Source organism: Pseudoflavonifractor sp. 524-17, assembly GCF_009935845.1.
Classification (GTDB): domain Bacteria; phylum Bacillota; class Clostridia; order Oscillospirales; family Oscillospiraceae; genus Pseudoflavonifractor_A.
Genome location: NZ_QWEK01000028.1, coordinates 1 through 22,470, shown reverse-complemented (window position 1 = coordinate 22,470; position 22,470 = coordinate 1). Strand labels below are relative to the sequence as shown.

The window sequence follows — 22,470 nt, the reverse complement described above, 5'->3', positions numbered from 1 at the left end:
TGTCCTGCCGCACCGGAACATGAAAGGACGGTTCTCTATGATTAAGATCGCCCCCTCCATTCTCTCCGCCGATTTCGCCAATCTGGAACGGGACATCAGGCGGGTGTCCTCCGCTGACTGGCTCCATATTGACGTGATGGACGGCTGCTTTGTCCCCAATCTGACCGTCGGCGTTCCGGTGGTCAAATCCATTCACCAGTGTACCGACATGTTTCTGGACGTCCACCTGATGATCGAAAAGCCTGTGCGCTATATTGAGGCCTTCGCCAAGGCCGGCGCCAGCCTTCTCTCCGTCCATCTGGAGGCCGATGGGCCGGGCGGCATCGCCCAGGCCCTGCGTCTGATGGACGGCTGCGGGGTGCGCAAGGCAGTGGCCCTGCGGCCCATCACCTCTCCCAAGGCCATCCTGCCCTATCTGGAGCAGCTGGACATGGTGCTGGTGATGACGGTGGAACCCGGCTTCGGGGGACAGTCCTTCATGACCAGCCAGCTGGACACCATCTGTGAGGTGCGCTCCCTCATCCGGCAGTACAACCCCGCCTGCCGGCTGGAGGTGGACGGCGGCATCAACCGGGATACCGCCCGCCGGGTGATTTCCGCCGGCGCGGACGTTCTGGTGGCGGGCTCCGCCGTCTACGGCGCCGCTGACCCCGCCATGGCCATCTCCGCCCTGCGGGGCTGAGTTTGGGGGGATTCGTTATGCAGTATTTCCCCCCCGCGCTGGAGGCGCTCACCGAGCAGTTTGCCCGTCTCCCCGGCATCGGCACCAAGAGCGCCCAGCGCCTGGCCTTCTTTGTCCTCTCCCAGCCGGAGGAGGACGTGCTGGCCTTTGCCGATGCCCTCACCCAGGCCAAGCGGACCATCTCGCTGTGCCCTGTGTGCCGGAATCTCACCGAAGGGGAGGGCAAGTGCGCCCTGTGCGCCGACCCAAAGCGGGATTCCGGCACCATCTGCGTGGTAGCCACCCCAAAGGATGTGCTGGCCATCGAGCGGGCCCGGGAGTACGGCGGGCTATACCACGTGCTCCACGGAGTCATCTCCCCCATGAACCATGTGGGGCCCGACGATCTGCACATCAAGGAGCTGGTGGAGCGGGCCGCCGCTGGTTCGGTCCAGGAGGTCATTATGGCCACCAACCCGGATACCGAGGGAGAGGCCACCGCCATGTACCTGTCCCGGCTGCTCAAGCCCTTCCAGATCAAAGTCACCCGCCTGGCCTACGGCATCCCCGTGGGCAGCCACCTGGAGTACACCGACGACGCCACCCTCATGCGCGCCCTGGAGGGCCGGCGGGAGATCTGAGCGCCCCTATGATCTGTGAATACAGTTTCTGAAATTGTGCCATAAAAAATTCCCGGATATCTGCCGTATCCGGGAATTTTCCATCTTCTATTTTTCGCTGCTCTCGTCCTCCTCCTGGGGCAGCAGCTTGGACACCAGCGCCCACTCCAGGCGGCGGTCCGCCCACTGCTCTACTTGGATATGTAGCCCCGCGGCGTCCACACTCAGGCGGCTCCCGTCCTCCGGGATGACGGACAGCCGGGAGAAGACCAGCCCCCCCAACGTGTCCGACCCTTCCTCCTCGGAAAAGTCCATGTTTAAGGCGGCGGCCAATTCGTCCAGCTCCGCTGTGCCAGCCACCCGCCACAGATTCTCCCCCAGAGGGATGATCTCCTGCTCGTCCTGGGGATCAAATTCGTCATAAATTTTGCCCACAATCTCTTCCAGCAGATCCTCCATCGTCACCAGGCCGGAGGTGCCGCCGTACTCGTCCACCACAATGGCCATATGGACCTTCCGGCTCTGCATATCCCGGAACAGGTTGCCCGCCGGCACCGACTCGGGGACAAAATAGGCCTTGCGCAGCAGCTCCTTCAGGGGCCGCGGAGCGGGGCGCCGGGCGTTGAGGAAAAAATCCCGGCTGGACAGGATGCCGATGATGTCGTCCGGGTCCTCCTCATATACCGGAAAGCGGGACAGGCCGGTCTCCTCAATGGTGGACAGAATGTCCGCCTCGCTGTCCTGTGTCCACAGGCAGGTCATCTCTGTGCGGTGGAGCATCACGTCCTCGGCGGTCAGGTCATTGAAGTCGAAGACGTTTTCAATCATCTCCTTCTCCGCCGAGTCAATGGCCCCCCGCTCCTCGCCAATCTCCATCATCAGCCGGATATTCTCCTCGGACACGTTGCCCCCTTCCGCCGCCGGGTCAATGTGGAACAGGCGCAGCGCCTGACGCACCACCCAGGCAAGACCGCCGGTCAAAGGCCGCAGCGCCGTTACAAACGGCAGCAGCACCGGGCACAGCGCCCGCAGCACCCCCAGAGGGTTGTTCAGGGCCACCCGCCGGGGCGCCAGCCACCCCAGCGTATAGAACAGCAGCAACACCGCCAGCAGGAACAGCGCCTGTTTGCCCCCCGTAAAGGCGTCATAGCGGAACACCTGATACTCAGGCACCGGCTGCTTGTGCGGAAAGAGGGCTGCGCTCAGGCTCCACGCCGCCGCGCCGGCCGTCCCCAGGCAGGCCATCCGCCACAGGGCCAGCCCGCGCAGAAAGGCAGTGTGGTGCTTCAGGGCGCGCAGGGCCTTGACCGCCCGCGGCTCACCCTCCTCCGCCTGCCGGCGCAGGCGCTCCGGGCCCACCTCATCCAAAGCGGCGGAGCAGGCCGACAGGGGTATCTCCGCCGCCAGCGACAGTAGCAATAAGATCCATATGGGCGGTTGCAAGCAAATTCCTCCTCAGTTTTCCCAGATCTATCCGCATAATTTTTATTCAGTATAGCACATTTTCTGAAAATTTCCACTGCAACCCGTAAATTTCTTTGCTCCGTTGGATATTTTTATATATTATAGCCGCAGCTTTTATGCTATAATGGATAACTGTACAATATCGCACCCTGTTTCCGGTATAGAAATCTGATCTTCTCTGGAGGAGGGAATGCAATGGACGATTGGAAAAAGCAGCTGCATGAGCATTTGCAGGCGCCTGCGCTCTTTTTTAAATGGCTGTTTTTCGCCTGTACCGTCGGGCTGACCGTGGGTACTGTCAGCGCGGCCTTTTACCACGCCTTTCAGCTGGCCACCAACACCCGCCTGGCTCACCCTTGGCTGATGCTCCTTCTGCCGGCGGCGGGAGCGGCCATCGCCCTGCTCTACCGGCTGTGCGGCCTGGAGCAGGATCCGGGGACCAACTGCGTCCTGGCCGCCGTTCAGGAGGACGCCCCCCTTCTTGTCCGTCTGGCGCCTTTGGTCTTTGTGTCCACCATCCTCACCCACTTGGTAGGCGGTTCCTCCGGGCGGGAGGGGGCCATTCTCCAGATCGGCGGCGGACTTTCCGCAGGAATCAGCCGGTGGAGCCGTCTGCGCGACCCCAAGGACCGGCAGATAATCACCATGTGCGGTATGTCCGCGGCCTTTTCCGCCCTCTTCGGCACTCCGTTGGCCGCCGCCGCCTTCGCCATGGAGGTGGAGAATGTAGGGCTGCTGCGCTACGCCGCCATTGTCCCCTGCGTACTCTCCTCCGTCCTCGGCCTGTGGACCGCCCAGCAGCTCGGGGTGCCGGGCACTGCCTTTTCCCTCGCCGGTATTCCCGATCTGTCTCTGTGCGCCATTGTTCAGACCTTGATCCTGGGCGTACTGTTCGCGCTGCTGGCTGTTGTGTTCTGCCGCGCCATGCACCTGGCTTTCCACCTCTACCAGAAGTATCTGCCGGACCCTGTTCTCCGGGGCGCCGCCGGCGGCCTGCTGGTGATTGGGCTCACGCTGGCGGTGTGGCTGTGGGCCCCCTTTACCTTTGACTACAACGGCGCTGGGGCGGCGGTGATCCATGCCGCCGTAGGGGGGGACGCCCGGCCCGAGGCGTTTATTTTAAAAATTCTTTTTACCGCCGTCACCCTGGGCGCGGGGTTCAAGGGGGGCGAAATTGTCCCCACTTTCTTCACCGGGGCGGTCTTCGGCTGTACCGCCGCCCCGCTGCTGGGGCTGTCTCCCTCCTTTGGGGCGGGGCTGGGCATTGTCAGCCTGTTCTGTGGGGTCACCAACTGCCCCTTTACCTCTCTGCTTCTCGCGGTGGAACTCTTTTCCGGGGACAGCCCCGGACTCTTCACCGGCCACAGTCTGCTCCTCTTCGCGCTGCCTATCGCGGTATCCTACATGCTCTCCGGCTACCACAGCCTGTACAGTCAGCAGACCATTGTTTACAGCAAATTCCGCCTGGATTTGGTGAACAAAAAGGCGGATTGACAAAATTCAACAGGAGTAACGCTCTTATGACCATCTTTGACATCATGGGCCCCATTATGGTGGGCCCCTCCAGCTCCCACACGGCGGGGGCGGTGCGCATCGGCCTTGTCACCCGCAATCTGCTGGGCAGCCAGCCCATCGGGGCGGAGCTCACCCTCCACGGCTCCTTTGCCGCCACCGGCAGCGGCCACGGCACCGACCGGGCCCTCATCGCCGGCCTGCTGGGCATGGAGCCGGACGACCCCCGCATCCCCCAGAGCTACACCTTCGCCGACCAGCAGGGGCTCACCTTCCAGTTCTCCAACGGTGTGCTCAAGGACGCCCACCCCAACTCCGTGCAGATCCGGGCCATGGACCGGAATATGAAACGGATCACCGTGGTGGCCGCCTCCCTGGGGGGCGGGCGTATCCGGGTCACCTCGGTGGACGGACTGCCTGCTGCCTTCTCCGCGGAGAAAAACACCCTTATCATCCGCAGTCAGGACCGGGTGGGACAGGTGGCCGCCATCTCCAACATCCTGTCCCGCAGCAATGTGAACATCGCCTCCATGCAGCTCTACCGGGGGGCCAAGGGGGGCAACGAGATCCTGGTGCTGGAGAGCGACGAGCCCGTCCCCGCCAACGTCTGTCAGGAGATCCGCTCCTGTGACTGCATCACCAACGTGACTTATCTGGAAGTGGGAGGCGCGGAATAATATGTTTACTTCTGTCGCGTATATGCTCCAGACCGCCCGCCAGGAGAACAAGCCCCTCTGGCAGATCATTCTGGAGGACGATATGTCCGACCGCAGCGTAAAGGAAAAGGCCTCCCTGGCCAAGATGGGCACCCTTTGGGAGGCCATGCAGGCGGCGGAGCGGGACTACGACCCGGACCGCCGCTCCCCCAGCGGCCTGGTGGGGGGCGAGGGGGCCAAGCTCACCGCGCCCGGCCCCGGCCTGTGCAGCCCCTTCACCCGGGACGTCATCGCCACCGCCCTGAAAATGGGGGAGTGCAACGCCTGTATGCGCCGTATTGTGGCCGCCCCCACCGCCGGGGCCTGCGGGGTGCTGCCGGCGCTGCTGCTGCCCATGAAGCGGCGCTATCAGCTGCCGGACCAGCGGATGATCCAGGCCCTGTACGTGGCCGCCGGCTTTGGCCAGGTCATCGCCGCCCGCTCCTCCATCGCCGGGGCGGAGGGGGGGTGTCAGGCGGAGGTAGGCGCCGCCTCCGGCATGGCCGCGGCCGCAGTCACCTGCCTCATGGACGGCGCGCCGGAGCAGATGGCCCACGCCTGCGCCATGGCGCTGTCCAACGTGCTGGGTCTGGCCTGCGACCCTGTGGCCGGCCTGGTGGAGGTCCCCTGCATCAAGCGCAACGTCATGGGGGCCACCAACGCCCTGGCCTGTGCGGAGATGGCGCTGTCCGGCGTGGAAAGCCAGATCCCCTGCGACGAGGTGATTGACGCCATGGGCGCCGTTGGGGCCAGCCTGCCCTCCGCCCTGCGGGAGACCGGCGAGGGGGGACTTGCCGCCACGCCCACAGGGCGCAGAGTGGCCGAATTCATGCGCACCCGATAAGAATGCCGCCCACAGGAGGTCTTTGCCATGCCAAACCCACACAGCGCTGCCGGCCGGAGGGAGCGCATGCCCAGCCGGGAAGGGCGGCTGATGTACGCCGACCTGCTCCGGGTGGCCGCCGCCGTTGCCGTGGTTGTCCTGCACCTCTCCGGCGGCTGGATGGATCAGGCCGGCGTAAATACCCTAGACTGGGCCGTGCTCAATTTCTATAACAGCCTCACCCGCTGGTGCGTGCCGGTTTTCGTCATGCTCTCCGGGATGTTTCTGCTGGATCCCAGGAAAAAGCTCAGCCTTTCCGCGCTGTTTCGCCGCCATATCCTCCCCATCGCGGCGGCGCTGCTGGTATGGGCCTGCTTTTACGCCTGCCTGACCCATACCATCCACCGCGGCCCCTTTACCCTGAGCGGGTATCTGGAGGCTTTGAAAACCGTCTTGTGGGGCAAGCTCCACTATCACCTCTGGTTTCTGCCCATGATCCTCGGGCTGTACCTGATCACCCCAATTCTCCGGGCCTTTGTCCGGGGGGCGGAGCGGCGGGATTTTCACTGGTTCTTTTTGCTGACGGCGGTCTTTGCCCTCACCCTGCCTGCGGTGCTCGCCCTGCGGCCCAGCCAGACCCTCTCCACCTGGGTGAACCGGCTGGATGTCCGGCTGGTCCTGGGCTATACGGGCTACTACGTGGCGGGGTACTACCTGAAGACCTACGCGCTGAGTCCCGGGGCGCGGCGGGCGATCTATCTGGCCGGCCTGCTGGGGGCGGCAGGCACCGTCTGGGGCACCTGGTACCTCTCCCGCTCCGCGGGGGTTCAAACCCTCGCCCTGTACAGCTACTTTACCCCCAATGTGGCCGCGATGGCGGCGGCGGTGTTTGCAGCGTTCCGCTCCCTGCCGGAGCGCAGAGCGGACGCCCCCCTGTGCCGGCGGGCGGTCCGTCTGTCCCCGCTTACCTTCGGCATTTACCTTTGCCACGATATTTTTATCTCTCTGCTGCGCACTTTGGGGATCAGCACCCTTTCCTTTTCCCCTATCCTCTCCGTTCCGGCCCTCTCCGCGCTGGTGTTCCTCTGCGCCGCGGCGCTGGCCTGGGGCCTGTCCAGGCTCCCCGTGGCGGGGCGGTATCTCACTTGATTTCCACGATTTCCCCCTGAAAAGGAGTTTCTGACGTGCTTTTTTCCAGTTCTGTCTTCCTCTTTCTCTTCCTCCCCATAGTGTTGCTGGGCTACTACGGCGTATGTACCTGGCTGGGGCCTCTGCGCCGGCCCGCCCAGAACCTGCTGCTGCTGGCCGCGTCCCTCTTTTTCTACGCCTGGGGGGAGCCCTGGTTCGTTCTAGTGATGATAGCCTCCATTCTCGCCAACTACCTCTTCGGGCTGTGGGTGGGTCTTTGGCGGACCCGGGGGCGCTCCACCCGCCTGCCGGCGGGTTTGGCGGTGGCCGCCAACCTGGGGCTGTTTTTCGTCTTCAAATACCTCGCCTTTGTGCTTACCGAGGCCAACCGGCTGGGACTGGGGCTGACCGTCCCCATCATTGATCTCCCCATCGGCATCTCCTTCTTCACCTTCCAGGCCATGAGCTATGTTCTGGATGTGGGCCGGGGCCGGGGGAAGGTCCAGCGCAATCCCCTGAAGGTGGCCCTCTACATCTCCTTCTTCCCCCAGCTCATCGCCGGCCCCATTGTGAAGTATGAGACGGTGGCGGAGGACATTGACTGCCGCCGGGAGAGCTGGGAGGACTTCTCCTCTGGGGTATGCCGCTTTCTCACCGGCCTGGGGAAGAAGGTCTTTTTGTCCAACCAGCTGGCGGTTCTGGTGGACTTTGTCTACGGCCTCCCCGCCGCCGGCCTGTCCGCCGGCCTGGCGTGGCTGAGCTCCTTGTGCTATATTTTGCAGCTCTACTTCGACTTCTCCGGCTACTCTGACATGGCCATCGGCCTGGGGCGGATGTTCGGCTTTCACTTCCTGGAAAATTTTAATTATCCCTTTATCTCCCGATCCATCACGGAGTTCTGGCGGCGGTGGCATATCTCCCTGTCGACCTGGTTTCTGGACTATGTGTATGTGCCCCTGGGGGGCAGCCGGGTCAGCGCCAAGTGGAAGCATGTGCGCAACCTCTTCATCGTGTGGCTGCTTACCGGCCTGTGGCACGGGGCCAACTGGACCTTCCTCTTCTGGGGGCTGTACTCCTTCTCTCTGTTGGCCCTGGAGAAATTCGGAGGCTTCGGTACTCGCTGGCCCGGATGGTGCCGGTGGCTGTATACTTTGATCGCCTTTGATATTGGCTGCGTCTTCTTCCGGGCGGACAGTCTGGGGGCGGCGTTCCTCCACCTGAAGGCCATGTTTTTCCCCGCCGCCGGCTGGTGGGATTCTTACACCCTCTTCTTCCTCACGGAGTACCGCTTTCTCCTCCTGGCCGCCGCCCTGTGCGCCACTCCCATCGCCAGATGGCTGTCCGCCCGGCTGGCGTCCGCCGGGCGGGGCGGCGCCCTAGTGCGGGACACCCTCTACCCCCTGGCGGTTCTGACGCTGTACGTGGTGTGCGCCGCCTTCATCGTCAAGGGTACCTATAACCCATTTATCTATTTTAATTTCTGAATTCAGGAGGCCGCTATGCCAAACCGTGCCCATACCGCCGCGGCGGTTCTCTTTCTCACCGCCACTCTGGGGGGATTCTGCTATCTGCTCCACGGTTTTCTCACCGGAGAGAGCCAGTTCCTCCTCACCATAGACGCCCTGGGCCAGGGGGAGATTACAGCAGAGGAGTTTCTTGCCCAAGCGGACGGCAAGCTCAACGCCGACCTAGACCGGGAGCACCTGTTTATCCAGCTCTACGGCGGCATTCAGCGGCTCACCGGCCGGCGGGTGCTGGAGGATATGAACAGCAGCGCCTGGGTGGTGAAGCTGGACAGCGGCGCCCTCACCTTCGCCAGTCCCGCCGACGCCCCTGCCGATGTCACCCCCCAGGCCCAGGCCACCGCCGGCTTGAAGCAGACGCTGGACGGCCTGGGCATCCCCCTGCTCTTCGTCACTGCCCCCTATAAAATCCAGTCCGGCGGCAGCCAGCTCCCTCCCGGCCTCTCCGACCACTACAACGGCAACGCCGACCGCCTGCTGGAGCGGCTGGAGCAGAACGGGGTAAACACCCTGGACCTCCGCCCCGCCTTCGCCGCCGGACATGAGGGCTGGTTCTTCCGCACCGACCACCACTGGACCCCTCAAGCCGCCTTTTTTGCCTGGCAGAATTTGGTTCCTGTGCTGGAGCGGAACTATGGGATTGCCACCCCCGCCTACTGTACCGACCAGGCCAATTACGACCAAAGGGTCTATGAAAACTGGTTTTTGGGCAGTCAGGGCAAGCGTACCGGCAGTCTCTACGCCGGCGTGGACGACATCACCCAGTATCTCCCCCGGTTTGACACCGACTTCACCTACACCTGTCCCGCCAACGGCATGGACCGCCGGGGCCCATTTGGCCAGTCCCTTCTCTTCCCGGAGCGGGTGGCGGAAAAGGACTGGTTCAACGCCAATCCTTATACCCTCTATTCCGGCGGCGACTACGGCCTGGCCACCATCACCAATCACAGGAGCGAAAATGAGAAGAAGATCCTCCTCATCCGGGAGTCCTTCTCCTGTGCCCTGACCCCCTTTCTGGCTCTGTCCTGTTCCCAGCTCACCACCGTGGATCTGCGCTATTTTGAGGGGGATCTCACCAGCACCATCGCCCAGATCGACCCGGATCTGGTCCTCATCCTCTATTCCGCCAGCTCGGTGCGCTCGGAGGAGCTGTTTCAGTTCCATTAAGGCGCTTCTTCCCTGACAGGAGGCGGTTTTTTCGCCAAGCCGCAGCGCTCCCAACGGTTTTCCCACGGGTTTCTTGTGGCTTTTGACCCTTTTCAACCCCGCCCCTTTTGGTTATAATGGGTCTGTAACAGGAATTGTAATAAAATGGAACGCCGCGACAAAATGAAGGAGGCGCCGCTTTGAGAAAGACAAAAGTAATCTGTACCCTGGGTCCCGCCGTGGACAGTGAGGAAAAAATCCGCCAGCTCATCGCCTGCGGCATGGATGCAGCCCGGTTCAACTTCTCCCACGGCACCCACGACAGCCACCTCGCCCAGCTCACCAAACTGAAAAACGTCCGGGACGAGATGGGCGTGCCTGTAGCCGCCATTCTGGATACCCGGGGACCGGAGATCCGGGTCAAGTCCTTTGCTGCACCCGTCCTTCTGGAGCGGGGCCAGCCCTTCACCCTTACCACCCAGGACGTGCCTGGGGACAGCCGGCAGGTGTCCGTCACCTACGCCAACCTTCACAACGAGGTGAGCCCCGGCTGCCGGGTTTTGGTGGACGACGGCCTGATTGAGCTGCGGGTCGCCAGCGTGGAGGGGACGGAGATCCGCTGCACCGTAGAGAGCGGCGGTCCCCTGTCCAGCAATAAGAGCATCAACATCCCCGATGTCAACATCCAACTTCCCTCCCTTACGGAAAAGGACCGGGAGGATCTGAAGTTCGCCGTGGAGAACGACTTCGACTTTGTGGCCGCCTCCTTCGTCCGCAAGGCCAGCGATGTGGAAGATGTGCGTGCCTGCCTGCACGGCTTCGGCGGCGATCAGGTGCGGATCATCGCCAAGATTGAAAACCGGGAGGGCGTGGACAACCTGGAGGAGATCATCGCCGTCTCCGACGGCATTATGGTGGCCCGGGGGGATCTGGGCGTGGAGATCCCTGCCCATCAGGTGCCCATTCTCCAGAAAAAGATGATCAAAAACACCACTATGAAGGGCCTCCCCGTGATCATCGCCACCCAGATGCTGGACTCCATGATCCGCAACCCCCGGCCCACCCGGGCAGAGGTATCCGATGTGGCCAACGCCGTCTTTGACGGCACCTCCTGCGTTATGCTCTCCGGCGAGACCGCCTCTGGCAAGTACCCCGCGGAGGCCCTGAAGACCATGATCGACATCATCAACGCCACCGAGTCCTCGATTAACTACTGGGGCCGCTTCCAGGAGCGCAGCGTGGCCACCCGGATCTCCTCCATCAGCGACGCCATCTCCCACTCCAGCTGCCTCACCGCCATGGACTTGAGCGCCACCGCTATCCTCACCCCCACCAAATCCGGCCACACCGCCCGGGTCATCGCCCGCTACCGCCCCGCCTGCCCCATTCTGGCCATGTGCCAGGACGACCGCTCCCGGCGGCAGCTGGCCCTCTCCTGGGGGGTGCATACCTTCCTCACCGGGCTGGTGGACTCCACCGACCGGCTCTTCTCCATGGCTGTGGATATGGCTTTGAAGGAACAGGCCGTCAGTCCCGGCGATACCGTGGTGATTACCGCCGGGGTGCCCATCGGGAAAAGCGGGACCACGAATTTGATCAAAGCACAGATTGTTTGATTGTCTGGGGGAGCCCCCCGCAAGATGAACGAGACAACCCCCCTGATGCAGGAAAATGAAAGGACTGCATCAGGGGGGTAAACGTATGTCAAAGGAACTTTCCAAATCCGCCCTCGACTTCCCCTTCTTCCTATGGTATACTGTGGGGCAGACAGCGCTTCCATATACCATACAATACCGGCAGACTCTGCCTGGAAAGGGGATCTTTCTGTCATGAATACACTGATTGAGGGCTGTGTGGATTCCTATGCCTCCGCCATGGCCGCGGCCCAGGGCGGCGCGGACCGCCTGGAGCTGTGTGCCAATCTGGCCATCGGCGGGACCACTCCCTCCGCCGCTCTTTTTCAGCAGGTCCGGCGGGACTGCGGCGTGAAAATCAATGTGCTCATCCGCCCCCGCTTCGGAGATTTTCTCTATACGGATCGGGAGCTGGAGGAGATGGAGGAGACCATCAAGTGCTTTCGGGATCTGGGGGCTGACGGCGTGGTCACCGGCGCGCTGACGCCGGAGGGCCGGGTGGACCGGGAGAAGATGGAGCGGCTGATGGCCTGCGCCGGGGGGATGGACGTCACCCTCCACCGGGCCTTTGACATGACCCGGGACCCGGCTGAGGCACTGGAGGACGCCGTCCGGCTGGGCTGCCGCACCATCCTCACCTCCGGCCAGGCCAGCAGCGCGGCGGCGGGCTGCGAAGTGCTGGGCAAGGCCTTCCGCCAGGCGGCGGGCCGGATTGACATTATGGCCGGATGCGGGGTAAAAAGGCATAACATCCGGGCCATACACGACGCCACCGGCATCTGTATCTTCCACACCACCGGGCGGGGCGCCCCTCTGGACAGCGGCATGGTCTACCGGAAGGAGTCCGTCTCCATGGGCCTGCCCTCCCTGTCGGAGTATGAGATCTGGCAGACCGACCCCCAGGAGTTCGCGGCCTGCGCCCAGATTGTCCACAGTTTAGGCGTTGTTTGATAACTGGCGCAATGTCCGGCGGCGAGAGCGTTTCTAACGCGGTACGGCGGAAAAAGATCCGCCCTTGGGCGTTTGGACATGCTTCAGACAAAGCCTGACATAACAGAGCGGGAGCGTATGAGAAATGAATTCACATCACGAAAAGAAGCACGGTCAATTTACCAGCCGCTGGGGCTTTGTGCTCTCGGCGGTGGGGTCCGCCGTGGGCATGGCCAATGTGTGGGGCTTCCCCGCAAAAATGGGCAGCAACGGCGGCGGCGCCTTTCTGCTGGCCTATCTGGTCTTCATCCTCTTGTTCAGCACAGTGGGGCTGTCCGCGGAGTACGCCGTGGGCCGCCGGGCCCGCACCGGCACCTTGGGCTCCTACCGCATGGCCTGGGCCAGCCGGGAGGAAGGACTGGGCAGGGCCGGCGGCCTGGTGGGCTGGCTTCCCCTGGCGGGGTCCATGTGCATCGCCATCGGCTACGCCGTTATCATCTCCTATGTGCTCAAGGCCTTTTTCACCTCAGTTACGGGCTCTATGATGACCCTGGACACCGCCGGCTGGTTTGAATCCTTCTCCCAGTCGGAGTACTCCGTGGTGCCTTTTCACGCCATTGTGGTGGTAGGCACCCTGCTCACTTTGCTGCTGGGGGCCAAGAGCATTGAGAAGAGCAACCAGATCATGATGCCCCTGTTTTTTATCATCTTTGCCGTTCTGGCGGTGCGGGTGGCTTTCCTTCCCGGGGCGGCGGCGGGCTACCGGTATATGTTCACCCCACGGTGGGAGGACCTGCGCAACCCCATGGTATGGATCTGGGCCATGGGACAGGCCTTTTTCTCCCTGTCCATCACTGGCAGCGGCATGATTGTCTACGGCGCCTACCTCCGCCCGGAGGAGGACGTGGCCGCCCTGGCCCGGCAGACCGCGCTCTTTGACACCATCGCCGCCCTGGTGGCCGCGCTGGTGATCATCCCCGCCTGCTTCGCCTACGGGCTGGATGTGGGGGCCGGGCCCGCGCTGCTCTTTGTCACCCTCCCCCGGATTTTGCAGGACATTCCCCTGGGCTGGCTGTTCGCCGTGATTTTGTACACCGCCATGGTCTTCGCCGGGGTCAGTTCGCTGCAAAACATGTTTGAAGCGGTGGGGGAGTCCCTGCTCCACCGCTTCCCCCGGCTCAACCGCCGCTTGATGCTGGCCATTCTGTGTGCCGTCTGCCTGGGCATCGGTCTGCACATGGAGCCTATCTCCAAGTGGGGGCCGTGGATGGACATTGTGTCTATTTATATCATTCCCATCGGTGCCACCTTGGGGGCGGTATCCTGGTTTTGGATCATGCGGCGGGAGGATCTGCTGGAGGAAGTGGGCCAGGGCGCGAAAAAGGCTCCCAGCCCCCTGTGGTACAATCTGGGCCGCTATGTGTACGTTCCCTGCGCCGCCATTCTGTGCGCGGTGGCCCTGCTGTTCAAGGTGGCGTTTTAGACAGGGCCAATCCAACGATCAAAATTCCCGTTTGCAGGCAGACTGCCTGCAAACGGGAATCTTTTTACCGGAATCCGCCGGAGATCACAGCCGCGGCCATCCAATCATAAGATAATACGGATCTATCTGAAAGGAGGCTGCCGGAACTGCTCAACATTTCCGGTTTACATGATATGGACCAAGACAACCTCAATTCCTGTGTCTCTGCGCAGTCGCAGAACAGCCGTACCCGCGGCGGAGAACCCGTAATTCCCCTGCCCGATGTGGGGGAGGGCGGGCCCGTCTATCCCGGCGGCGGGGACAACACCCCCGTCGTCCCCCTGCCTGATGTGGGAGAGGGCGGGCCTGTCTACCCCGGCGGCACAGACAATACCCCTGTCATCCCCCTGCCCAGCCCCGGGGAGGGCGGGCCGGTTTATCCCGGAAACAGCGGCGCCACCTCCCCGATACGACCCAATCCTTCCAGGGTGCGCTTTCTCAACGGGGCCTATGGCTACCCCGCCCTTCGGGTGTTTCTTAACAGCCGCCGGTTTGTCGATGTGCTCAACTACGCCTCTGCCACCCGCTACAGCCAGGTCAGCGCTGGCTATCACACCGTCACCATCGCCAACACAAGCGGATACATCTATCTGCAAAAGACCATGCCTTTCCCCGCGGGAGCCATGACCACCATTGCCATCATAAAAACTGCCGGCGGCATGGACCTGCTGCAAATTCCAGACAGCTGCTGCCCCCCTGGCGGCGGCTATTCCAGCTTTCGGGTGGGCAACCTGGCCTACAATACCGGTCCGCTGGACGTGCTGATGAGCGACGGCCGGGTGGTATACGGCGATCTGCGGTTTAAAGAGACGGGCGCCTTCAAGCGGATTATGCCGGGGCGGTATCAGTTCTTTTTCGCCGATACCAACCTGCTGCCCATGCCGGCCTTTGCGGACATTGAGACGCTGGATTCCGCGTGGCTGGGGGTCTGCCCGCCCCAGGAGACGTTTGGCTCCCTCTACCTGAATGCTGCCAGCGGCGCCATCTACAGCGTCTACCTGCTTCAGAGCGGCACGGGCCGCAATCAGATACAGAGTCTGGTTTTAATGGACCGGTAATCTCCGCCGGCAGAAAAAATGCACAGTCCGCAGGCTGTGCATTTTTTCTGGCCGCTCTCCATTGTGAGCGTTTGTATTGACACCATATCAGAATACTGCCATAATACAGGTACTGGCACGACGGCAGGATATAGGGCGGACCGGTGGACCGGTTGGGAATCCAGATTCTGAGTTTGTGCCGTTCCTTAAATCCATTTAACAGGAGGAACCGTGTTATGTCTAAAAGGTTAGTGGCGTATTTTTCTGCCAGCGGGGTCACGGCCAGGACGGCCAGGGAGCTTGCAGACGCGGTCAATGCAGATTTATACGAAATCAAGCCGTCTGTGGCCTACACTCCGGCAGATCTGGACTGGAACGACAAAAAGTCCCGCAGTACGGTGGAAATGACAGATCCATCCTCCCGCCCGGCGCTGGCAGATCACGATGCCATGATTTCGCAGTATGATACCATTCTGCTGGGCTTTCCCGTCTGGTGGTATACGGCCCCGTCCATCCTGCGTACTTTTTTAGAGTCCTATGACTTTACCGGAAAAACGGTGGCGCTGTTCGCCACCTCCGGCGGCAGCGGACTGGGAAATGCCGCGGCAGATCTGTCCTCCAGCTGTCCCGGCGCGGTTATCAAGGGGGGCAGGCTTTTGAATGGAGCCATCTCAGAAGCTGCTGTGCGGCAGTGGGTAGAGACGCTGTGAGTATGAAACGGAATCAAGCGGACTTCCAGCCAGTGGAATGTCCAAAACGGTCTGTGGGAGCAGCGTCCCTGCACAGTCATGGCGATCAGAGCGCTGGATCGGAAGGCCGGAAAATGAATCTGCCGCCGGTTTTGTGGAAATGGGCGGCAGGTTCCGGGGTGCTCATTCTGGCGGTGACCGTGCTGGCCTGTGTGTGCGCCTTTGGGGCGGCGGAGGGGCCCTCACAGCCAGACGCCCCCGGCGTCAGCGGCTGGGAGGAGGGACACACTTTGTCTGCCGCGCCAGACCTGAACGGCAACGGCGTACAGGAGATGCTGCGTCTGTATGAGCTGGACGGCGGGCTGGGACAGCGGCTGGAGGTCTGGGAGAACGAAACGCTGCTCTGGTCGGAGGAGGGAAACCAGGTTCATATGGGGCACAACGCCGTGTTTCTCTGTACCCTGGAGGAAACAGATTACCTTCTGCGCTACAGTCCCTATATGAACCAGGGTATAGGCAGCTACGCCTATGAGCTATTCACGTTGTCAGAGCGCGGCGAAGCCCAGGTCCAGCGGGAAAATACCCTGGACTTCAGCATCAATTTCCAGTGGAAAATGGGATTTGATTGTCCTGACGGGGGCCGCTGCAGTGCGGAGGACATTGCCGCTTTTATGGATGAGGTCAACCATCTGCTGGCCCACAGCGTACAACTGCTCAACACCGACACAGGACTGCTGGCCACTTTTGAGCGGGAGGGGCGGCTCTACGACAGTCTGGGCTGGCTGGATCGCCGGGAGCCTGTGTTCGCCCGTGATCCATCCCAAAATATGCTGGAAAACCTGCGGTCATTCCAGGCGGCCATGGAGCAAAACGCGGATGCCTCCGCCTGATGAATCGCGTCTTAAAGCAGCAAGGTATCCTCCGCCTCCCACAGCACCGCGGCAGGGGGCAGCACTTCCCCCCAACGGTCCAGAAGGCGGGCCGTCAGACGGCGCATTCCCATGGGGTCCTCGCCATGGAAGGGGATATGGTTGACCACCAGCCGCTGAGGCCGGACCGCCTCCAGAAGGACGGCCCGGCCATCCGGCTTGCTGAGGAAAAGAGGGTTGATAACAGCGGTTTCCACAGTGCGGCCGGTCAAAATCTCCCGAAAGAGGTCTACATCATAGTCGGAATCCCCCATAAAGAACAGATTCCGTCTGCCCAGCTCCAGAAGAAAGCAGTAGTGCTCTATTTCCTCAAACTCCTCCGCCGCATGGGGGACCCGAAAGGCGGTGAGTTTCAGACCGCGGTCCAACGGGTAGCAGACCGGCCGGTCCTCAGAGAGGCGGAGCTCCTGCATGGGGGCGGCGTTGGCGACAAGGAATTGCCGCAGCATGGGGGCGTCCCGGTCGATGCCCGGCCCGAAGTCCCCCGCCGGGAGAAAGATCTTTTGCACCGGGCTGCGCTGCAAAAAGCGCAGAGTTTCCCTGCCGGAGAAATGATCCCAGTGCAGATGGGTGTATAGCAGCCAGCTGATGCCGTCAAAGCCCCGCCGGCCGGTACAGATGGCCTCCAGCAGAGCGGGAGGCACGGCGCTGAAATTGCGGTCCCCGTTGTGGAGCCCGTCCACCAGCAGCTTCTTCCCCTGCCACGCCGCCAGAATGCCGGCATTGGCGGTGAGGGTCAGTTGGATGGGATCGTCCTCCACCCACCAGGCCCGTGGCTGGGGACGCTCCAAAACGGGGCGCTCCATCAGCGGTACTCCCGCACCCGGAACCGGCGGTCCTCCGCGTGGCCAGCCCGGACGAAAGCGGCGTCGTCCCCCATGGCGGCGCCCATTTTTTCCTTCTGGCCGGCCAGCCAAGCCTGATCCACACTGCGGTAGGCCTGCTCGCTCTCCCAGAAGTAGAAGGAGGTCACCTCGCCCTCCCGGTCCTGGCTGACCCAGGTCTCGCCGCCCAGGAAGCCAGCCACATGGGACAGGGGTTCCGAGAAAATCTCCGTCTCCAGATCGATGTAGCGCTCTACTTGTCCGGGCTTGATGCGGAAGACCAATTCCTCAATAAACTGGGGTTTCTGATAGATGTTCAGCTCCATAGCGTGAATTCCTCCTAAAATAATGGTTTGCCAGGGAGAACGCCCCCTCCGCGCCGTCCGGCGCGAAGGGGGCGGCAGCTTTACTTCTTTTTCTTGGCGGGGGCGCTGTGGATGCCCCGGCCCAGGGTGAGGGTGAGGGCCTCCTCAAAGGCCTCGGAGAGGGTGGGATGGCCGTGCATGGTATTGGCGGCCTCCTCCACGGTGAACTCGCCCCGCATGGCCAGCACCGCCTCGGTGAGGAGATCGCTGGCGTTGGGGCCCAGAATGTGGACGCCCAGAATGCGCTGCTTGTCCTTGGATACGATCACCTTAACCATACCATCGCCGCTGTTCATTGTCAAGGCCTTGCCATTGCCGGAGAACTGGAACTTGCCCACCTCGTAGTCCAAGCCCCGCTCCTTGGCCTGCTCCTCGGACAGGCCCACGGTGGCCACGTCGGGGAAGGTGAAGATGGCGCTGGGGATGAGGTCGTAGTCCACCTGGGCGTCCTCGCCGTTCATCCGCTCCACGCAGACCTTGCCCTCCTCAGAGGCCACATGGGCCAGCATGACCCGGCCGGTGACGTCGCCGATGGCGTAGATGCCGGGGACGCTGGTCTGGTAGTTCTCGTCCACCTTGACGCCCTTGCGGTCGTACTTGACCCCCAGGCCGTCCAGGTTGAGCCCCTCGATGTCCAGCTCCCGGCCGGTGGAAACCAGCACTTGGTCGCAGGGAAGGGCGCTTTTGGCGCCATCCTTGTCCACGGTGACGGAGAGGGCTTTGCCGCTCTTGTCAATAGCCTCCACCTTGGTGCCCACCATGAACGCTATGCCCTTCTTCTCCAGCAGCTTCTGGAGGCGGTCGGTGATCTCCTTGTCCACAGCGGGGATAATCTTGGGCATGAACTCCACCACGGTGACCTCGGCGCCAAAGGCACGGTAGATGCCGGCGAACTCGATGCCGATGACGCCGCCGCCGATGATGACAATCTTGCCCGGCACCCGATCCATCTCCAGGGCCTCCTTGCTGGTGATGACGCCGGGGTTGTCGATGCCCTTAATGGGGGGCTTGGAGGACTTGGAGCCGGAGGCGATGAGGATTTTCTTGGTCTCCAGCACCTTGCCGTCCACATCCACTTTGCCGGGGGCCAGGATTTTGGCCGCGCCCTTGACCAGGTCCACCTTGTTGCCCTTGAGCAAGAACTCCACGCCGCCGGACAGAGTCTTTACGATCTTGGCCTTTCTGGCCTGGACCTTCTTCATGTCGATGTCATAGCCCTTGAGGGAGATGCCAAAATCACCGGCGTGCTGGAGCTCGTCCACTACCTCGGCGTTTTTGTACAGGGCCTTCGTGGGGATGCAGCCGTAGTTCAGGCAGGTGCCGCCGCAGGCGTCTTTCTCCGCGATGGCGACTTTCATGCCCAGCTGGGCAGCCCGGATAGCGGCCACATAACCGCCTGGACCGGCGCCGATGACAACCAGATCATAACTCATGTTTGTTTCCTCCTGATAGAAAAGTGTGAGGACAAATTCCGCCGGAGACAACCGGCGGACGGTGTCGGATGGTTTTGAGGAGCGCTAGCATTGGTACAGCCTCTTAATAGCTATAACTGGACAGGTCGGTTTCCTGCTTTACGTTATAGCGCAGCTTCTGCCGGGTGAAGAGAAAGCTGCTGTGGTGGACGCCCAAAGAGACCAGCTCCCCATGGGGGTGGTCCAGGTGGCCGAAGGGGGTAAAAGAGCCTGGGGTGGTAGTGCCGCCCACGAAGACCATAGAGTAGTTGATAAAATATTCGTCCAGCATTTGCTCTTTGAGCAGATAGGCGCAATAGGAGGGGGATTCCACGCACAGCTTCTCCAGGCCCAGTTTTTTCAGGACGTACATCATCAGACGGCCGTCGGGGCTTTTGCCCTCGCCGGTGACAATGACGGGGACGGTGTCGAAATCCCGGTCCAGGGGGGCCAGCCCGGCCTGGTCCACATCCTCCTTGGTGCGGAAGGGCCCGCAGAAGACATGCTTTAGAGGAGAGTGGGCCTTGATGTAGTCCATGCCGTCGGGGCCGGTGGCGATGACCAGCTTCAGCCCTTGCGCGGGATCTACCTGGAAGGTGTAGTGGTCAAAGGGGATATCGGTGGCGTCAAAGGACACCACCACGCTAACCGGGTGCTGCTTTTTTCCCAAAGCGGCTACCCGCTGGGCGTTGAGATCCTGGTCGTAGACGTGGCAGGTAATACCCGGCTCCTTGGCCAGGGTGTTGGCCCCCACAATGATGCCGTCGGAGTAGGCCCGCAGCACGTTAAGTACCCAGAAATCCCCCAGAGAGCCGTCCGGGTCCAAAAAGTTGTTTTTGGCCACCAGAGGGCCGGCGGGGTTGTCATGATAGGCCATTTTGCCGTCGGAGGAGAGGACGATGGAGGAGAAAGTGTAAGGCCGGTCCTCCGGGGCCTTTGGGAAATAGAGATCAGTATAGTAGGTTTGGACGTCCGGCAGGACGGCGGTCTCGGCGGACTGGGCCTGGAACTGGGCCAGCAGAGCCTCGTCCCGGAAGACCATATCAATTTTCAGATTGTCCTTGGGAGTCTGAAAAAAGTTAAGCTGATTCATAGTAATCTGCCTCCCGAATCACAGTGGGCCGTTATTTTAGAGGGACAGGGGCGGTACCTTGCGGCCCCATTGAACATTGCCCAGGCCGGATTTTTCCGCCAGCTTTGCCGCCAGGCGCTGGGCCTGCCAGATGGTCTTTTCCTCGTCGATGGTGGTAAAGCGGCCGTCCTTCAGCACTACCTTGCCCTCAATGAGGACGGTCTTGATGTTGTCAGGGCTGCATGCGTAGACCAAGGTGCTTACCGGGTCATGGACCGGGGCGGAGAAGGGACTGAGAGGGTCAAAGACAATGAGATCCGCCCGCTTTCCTGGCTCGATGGAGCCCAAATCGCGCTCCCGGCCCAGGGCCCTAGCGCCGCCCAGGGTGGCCAGCTCCACGGTGGCGGAGGCGGGCATGAGGGAAGGATTCCGGTGGTACACCTTCTGCATCAGGCTGGCGGCCTTGATGACCTCCAGCATATTCTGGGTGTCGTTGCTGGCGGAGCCGTCGCAGGCCAAGCTGACGGCGATGCCCTTTTCCAGCATCTCGGGGATGCGGGCCACGCCGGAGGCCAGGACCATGTTGGAGTTGGGGTTGTGGGACACCTTCACGTCGTATTTGCGGAAGGTTTCCAGATCCTCGTCTTTCATGTAGACGCAGTGGACGGCGATAAAGTCGGGGCCCAGGACGCCCAGCCGCTCCAGGTGGGGGATGGTGTCCTCATGGTAGTGCGCCTGGGAGAAAGCGTCGTCGTCCGGGGTCTCAACCAGATGCATGGTGATGGGGATGCGCAGCTCGTCCGCGGTGCGGCGCATTTCACGGAAACCGTCGTCGGTGTGGTCCCAGATGATGCCGGGGGCCATGCACACGCCGACACGGGGGTGGGCCCGGTACTGCTTCTCCAGCCGGCGGACGTTGTCAAAGAAGTCCTGCTCGGTCTCCACTGTGGGGCAGGCGATCTCCGGGGGGAAGGAGCCCACATTGGTGAAGGCGCGGCCCAGGATGCCCCGGATGCCGATGTCCTCAAAGGCCCGGGTGACGCAGTCGTCCAGTCCGGGGATCGGGTGGGCGTACATATAGTCCAAAATGGTGGTGGTGCCGCTGCGGATGGCCTCCATACAGCCGTGAAGGGCGGCGTAGTACACCGTCTCCTCGTCAAAATTGTGCAGGGCCACCCGTACCGAGCTGTTGAGCCAGTCCAGCAGGAATTTATCCCGGCCCAGCCCCTTCAGCATGGTCTGGAACAGGTGGGAGTGGGTGCTGATAAAGCCGGGGAAGACGCATTTCCCGGCGGCGTCAATAACGGTATCGGCCTGATACTGGGCCAAGAGCTCGTCCCCGCCCACAGCCAGAATCTTGCCGCTGTCCACAGCGACGCAGGCGTTGGGGAGGATGTCCCGGGCCTGGTTCATGGTGATGAGGTAGGCGTTTTTGATGATGGTGTCGATTTTTTTCATTGCCGCAATCCTTTCCGTTTCCTCTCCGCGGGGAGGCTGGGGCCGCAGGAATCCAGGTCCTGAGACGCACGGCGGCCAACCAGCTCTGGTTGGCCGCCGCCGTTTCGGTTCCGCGAGCGGACCGCTCGCGTCAATATCATATCGTCGGGACCTGCCGGTTCCTTGGAGCCTGTATTCCAAGCCGTTGCGCGCAGGTTTTTACAGCCACTTGAAGTCCTGGAGACCGGCGACAACCTCCTGGAGGAAGCGGGCGGCGGGGGCGCCGTTGATCACCCGGTGATCGTGGGTCAGGCTCAGGTTCATCACGGAGCCGGGGTAGAAGCCGCCGTCCTTCACCAGCATTTTCTCAATAATGCCGCCCACGCCCAGGATGGATCCCTCGGGGGCGTTGATGATGGGGGTGAAGTAGGTGATGCCAAACATCCCCAGGTTAGTGATGGTGATGGAGGCGTTGCCCAGCTCGTCGCTGGTGAGCTTGCCGGCCTTGGCGCGGGTGGTGAGATCGGCCAGCTCCAGGCAGATGGTGCGCAGGTCCTTCAGGTTGGCGTCCCGGATGACGGGGACGATGAGGCCGTCGGGAATGTCAACGGCGCAGCCCACGCTGATGCGGGCGGTGGTCTTGATGTGGTTGGCGTCGGCCACGGTCATGCGCATGGCGGGATGATTCTCCAGCGCCTGGGCCACGGACTTGATCAGCATGGCGGTGTAGCTCAGCTTGACCCCGGCGTTGACGTACTTGCCCTTGATGGACTTGTAGACCTTCACCAGATTGGTCACGTCGGCCTCGGTGGCGATGGTGATCTGGGCGGAGCCCTGAAGAGAGCCCATCATGCCCTTGCACACAGCGGACTGCATGGGGGTCATCTTGGCGATGACGTCCCCTTCGGCGGCGGGAGAAGTGTCATATACCTGGGCGGGGGCGGCCGCAGGGGAAGGCGCGGGGGCGGCGGCCGGCACAGGCGCCGGAGCAGCGGCCTGGGCGGCGGG

General features: G+C 62.1%; 21 protein-coding genes. 14 read left to right on the top strand and 7 right to left on the bottom strand.

Features of this window, described 5'->3' with window-relative positions:
• The first annotated feature begins 37 nt into the window (after positions 1 to 37).
• Entirely contained in the window at positions 38 to 682 is a 645-nt protein-coding gene (rpe, locus tag D1159_RS11310) for a ribulose-phosphate 3-epimerase (RefSeq protein WP_161845768.1), read from the top strand.
• A gap of 17 nt (positions 683 to 699) precedes the next feature.
• A complete protein-coding gene (recR, locus tag D1159_RS11305; protein ID WP_161845767.1) occupies positions 700 to 1,302 on the top strand; it encodes a recombination mediator RecR in 603 nt (200 codons plus the stop codon).
• An 87-nt stretch (positions 1,303 to 1,389) separates the two neighbouring features.
• Here the strand turns inward: recR and D1159_RS11300 are convergent, their stop codons facing one another.
• Positions 1,390 to 2,724, bottom strand: a complete 1,335-nt coding sequence (locus D1159_RS11300; protein WP_202621047.1) for a CNNM domain-containing protein — start codon at positions 2,722 to 2,724, stop codon at positions 1,390 to 1,392.
• A 216-nt stretch (positions 2,725 to 2,940) separates the two neighbouring features.
• Between D1159_RS11300 and D1159_RS11295 the strand changes: the two genes are divergently transcribed.
• From D1159_RS11295 to D1159_RS11240, 12 genes are all read left to right on the top strand, one after another.
• Entirely contained in the window at positions 2,941 to 4,239 is a 1,299-nt protein-coding gene (locus D1159_RS11295; protein WP_161845766.1) for a chloride channel protein, read from the top strand.
• A gap of 26 nt (positions 4,240 to 4,265) precedes the next feature.
• Positions 4,266 to 4,934 carry an L-serine ammonia-lyase, iron-sulfur-dependent subunit beta gene (gene sdaAB / locus D1159_RS11290; RefSeq protein WP_161845765.1) on the top strand — a complete coding sequence of 223 codons (669 nt, stop codon included), beginning with the start codon at positions 4,266 to 4,268 and terminating at the stop codon, positions 4,932 to 4,934.
• Between the two features lies 1 nt (position 4,935).
• Positions 4,936 to 5,796 (top strand): L-serine ammonia-lyase, iron-sulfur-dependent, subunit alpha, encoded by an 861-nt coding sequence (gene sdaAA / locus D1159_RS11285; RefSeq protein ID WP_161845764.1) that lies wholly within the window; start codon positions 4,936 to 4,938, stop codon positions 5,794 to 5,796.
• Between the two features lie 27 nt (positions 5,797 to 5,823).
• Positions 5,824 to 6,924 carry an acyltransferase family protein gene (locus tag D1159_RS11280; protein WP_243152256.1) on the top strand — a complete coding sequence of 367 codons (1,101 nt, stop codon included), beginning with the start codon at positions 5,824 to 5,826 and terminating at the stop codon, positions 6,922 to 6,924.
• 35 nt (positions 6,925 to 6,959) lie between these two features.
• Positions 6,960 to 8,387 carry an MBOAT family O-acyltransferase gene (locus tag D1159_RS11275; RefSeq protein ID WP_161845763.1) on the top strand — a complete coding sequence of 476 codons (1,428 nt, stop codon included), beginning with the start codon at positions 6,960 to 6,962 and terminating at the stop codon, positions 8,385 to 8,387.
• 15 nt (positions 8,388 to 8,402) lie between these two features.
• Positions 8,403 to 9,593 (top strand): DHHW family protein, encoded by a 1,191-nt coding sequence (locus D1159_RS11270; RefSeq protein ID WP_161845762.1) that lies wholly within the window; start codon positions 8,403 to 8,405, stop codon positions 9,591 to 9,593.
• A 179-nt stretch (positions 9,594 to 9,772) separates the two neighbouring features.
• A complete protein-coding gene (gene pyk, locus D1159_RS11265; protein ID WP_161845761.1) occupies positions 9,773 to 11,188 on the top strand; it encodes a pyruvate kinase in 1,416 nt (471 codons plus the stop codon).
• 213 nt (positions 11,189 to 11,401) lie between these two features.
• Positions 11,402 to 12,157 (top strand): copper homeostasis protein CutC, encoded by a 756-nt coding sequence (locus tag D1159_RS11260; RefSeq protein WP_161845760.1) that lies wholly within the window; start codon positions 11,402 to 11,404, stop codon positions 12,155 to 12,157.
• Positions 12,158 to 12,281: 124 nt separating this feature from the next.
• Entirely contained in the window at positions 12,282 to 13,619 is a 1,338-nt protein-coding gene (locus D1159_RS11255; RefSeq protein ID WP_161845759.1) for a sodium-dependent transporter, read from the top strand.
• A 173-nt stretch (positions 13,620 to 13,792) separates the two neighbouring features.
• Positions 13,793 to 14,716, top strand: a complete 924-nt coding sequence (locus D1159_RS11250) for a DUF4397 domain-containing protein (RefSeq protein ID WP_161845758.1) — start codon at positions 13,793 to 13,795, stop codon at positions 14,714 to 14,716.
• A 215-nt stretch (positions 14,717 to 14,931) separates the two neighbouring features.
• Positions 14,932 to 15,405 carry a flavodoxin gene (locus D1159_RS11245; RefSeq protein ID WP_161845757.1) on the top strand — a complete coding sequence of 158 codons (474 nt, stop codon included), beginning with the start codon at positions 14,932 to 14,934 and terminating at the stop codon, positions 15,403 to 15,405.
• Between the two features lie 113 nt (positions 15,406 to 15,518).
• Entirely contained in the window at positions 15,519 to 16,274 is a 756-nt protein-coding gene (locus D1159_RS11240) for a hypothetical protein (protein ID WP_161845756.1), read from the top strand.
• A gap of 11 nt (positions 16,275 to 16,285) precedes the next feature.
• On the opposite strand, the gene D1159_RS11235 is transcribed toward D1159_RS11240, so the two are convergent.
• The 6 genes from D1159_RS11235 to D1159_RS11210 all read right to left on the bottom strand — a co-directional run.
• A complete protein-coding gene (locus tag D1159_RS11235) occupies positions 16,286 to 17,119 on the bottom strand; it encodes an MBL fold metallo-hydrolase (protein ID WP_161845755.1) in 834 nt (277 codons plus the stop codon).
• A complete protein-coding gene (locus D1159_RS11230; RefSeq protein WP_161845754.1) occupies positions 17,119 to 17,463 on the bottom strand; it encodes a TIGR03792 family protein in 345 nt (114 codons plus the stop codon). Before D1159_RS11230 ends, D1159_RS11235 begins: the two co-directional genes overlap by 1 nt.
• A gap of 80 nt (positions 17,464 to 17,543) precedes the next feature.
• On the bottom strand, positions 17,544 to 18,935 hold the full coding sequence (gene lpdA / locus D1159_RS11225; RefSeq protein ID WP_161845753.1) for a dihydrolipoyl dehydrogenase: 1,392 nt from the start codon (positions 18,933 to 18,935) through the stop codon (positions 17,544 to 17,546).
• A 103-nt stretch (positions 18,936 to 19,038) separates the two neighbouring features.
• The gene (locus D1159_RS11220; protein WP_161845752.1) at positions 19,039 to 20,046 is read right to left on the bottom strand and encodes a dihydrofolate reductase family protein; all 1,008 of its coding nucleotides are present in this window, start codon (positions 20,044 to 20,046) and stop codon (positions 19,039 to 19,041) included.
• Positions 20,047 to 20,082: 36 nt separating this feature from the next.
• Entirely contained in the window at positions 20,083 to 21,483 is a 1,401-nt protein-coding gene (locus tag D1159_RS11215; RefSeq protein ID WP_161845751.1) for an amidohydrolase, read from the bottom strand.
• 198 nt (positions 21,484 to 21,681) lie between these two features.
• The coding region (locus D1159_RS11210; protein WP_161845750.1) for a 2-oxo acid dehydrogenase subunit E2 at positions 21,682 to 22,470 on the bottom strand (789 nt) is incomplete at its 5' end.

Excerpts from the sequence above, each read along its gene's own strand:
- D1159_RS11235 (WP_161845755.1), bottom strand. The coding sequence starts at position 17,119 with ATGGAGCGCCCCGTTTTGGAGCGTCCCCAGCCACGGGCCTGGTGGGTG.
- D1159_RS11220 (WP_161845752.1), bottom strand. The coding sequence starts at position 20,046 with ATGAATCAGCTTAACTTTTTTCAGACTCCCAAGGACAATCTGAAAATT.
- recR (WP_161845767.1), top strand. The coding sequence starts at position 700 with ATGCAGTATTTCCCCCCCGCGCTGGAGGCGCTCACCGAGCAGTTTGCC.
- D1159_RS11250 (WP_161845758.1), top strand. The coding sequence starts at position 13,793 with ATGGACCAAGACAACCTCAATTCCTGTGTCTCTGCGCAGTCGCAGAAC.
- D1159_RS11255 (WP_161845759.1), top strand. The coding sequence starts at position 12,282 with ATGAATTCACATCACGAAAAGAAGCACGGTCAATTTACCAGCCGCTGG.
- rpe (WP_161845768.1), top strand. The coding sequence starts at position 38 with ATGATTAAGATCGCCCCCTCCATTCTCTCCGCCGATTTCGCCAATCTG.
- lpdA (WP_161845753.1), bottom strand. The coding sequence starts at position 18,935 with ATGAGTTATGATCTGGTTGTCATCGGCGCCGGTCCAGGCGGTTATGTG.
- D1159_RS11215 (WP_161845751.1), bottom strand. The coding sequence starts at position 21,483 with ATGAAAAAAATCGACACCATCATCAAAAACGCCTACCTCATCACCATG.
- D1159_RS11230 (WP_161845754.1), bottom strand. The coding sequence starts at position 17,463 with ATGGAGCTGAACATCTATCAGAAACCCCAGTTTATTGAGGAATTGGTC.
- D1159_RS11260 (WP_161845760.1), top strand. The coding sequence starts at position 11,402 with ATGAATACACTGATTGAGGGCTGTGTGGATTCCTATGCCTCCGCCATG.
- sdaAB (WP_161845765.1), top strand. The coding sequence starts at position 4,266 with ATGACCATCTTTGACATCATGGGCCCCATTATGGTGGGCCCCTCCAGC.
- D1159_RS11240 (WP_161845756.1), top strand. The coding sequence starts at position 15,519 with ATGAATCTGCCGCCGGTTTTGTGGAAATGGGCGGCAGGTTCCGGGGTG.
- D1159_RS11270 (WP_161845762.1), top strand. The coding sequence starts at position 8,403 with ATGCCAAACCGTGCCCATACCGCCGCGGCGGTTCTCTTTCTCACCGCC.
- D1159_RS11295 (WP_161845766.1), top strand. The coding sequence starts at position 2,941 with ATGGACGATTGGAAAAAGCAGCTGCATGAGCATTTGCAGGCGCCTGCG.
- D1159_RS11245 (WP_161845757.1), top strand. The coding sequence starts at position 14,932 with ATGTCTAAAAGGTTAGTGGCGTATTTTTCTGCCAGCGGGGTCACGGCC.
- D1159_RS11280 (WP_243152256.1), top strand. The coding sequence starts at position 5,824 with ATGCCAAACCCACACAGCGCTGCCGGCCGGAGGGAGCGCATGCCCAGC.
- sdaAA (WP_161845764.1), top strand. The coding sequence starts at position 4,936 with ATGTTTACTTCTGTCGCGTATATGCTCCAGACCGCCCGCCAGGAGAAC.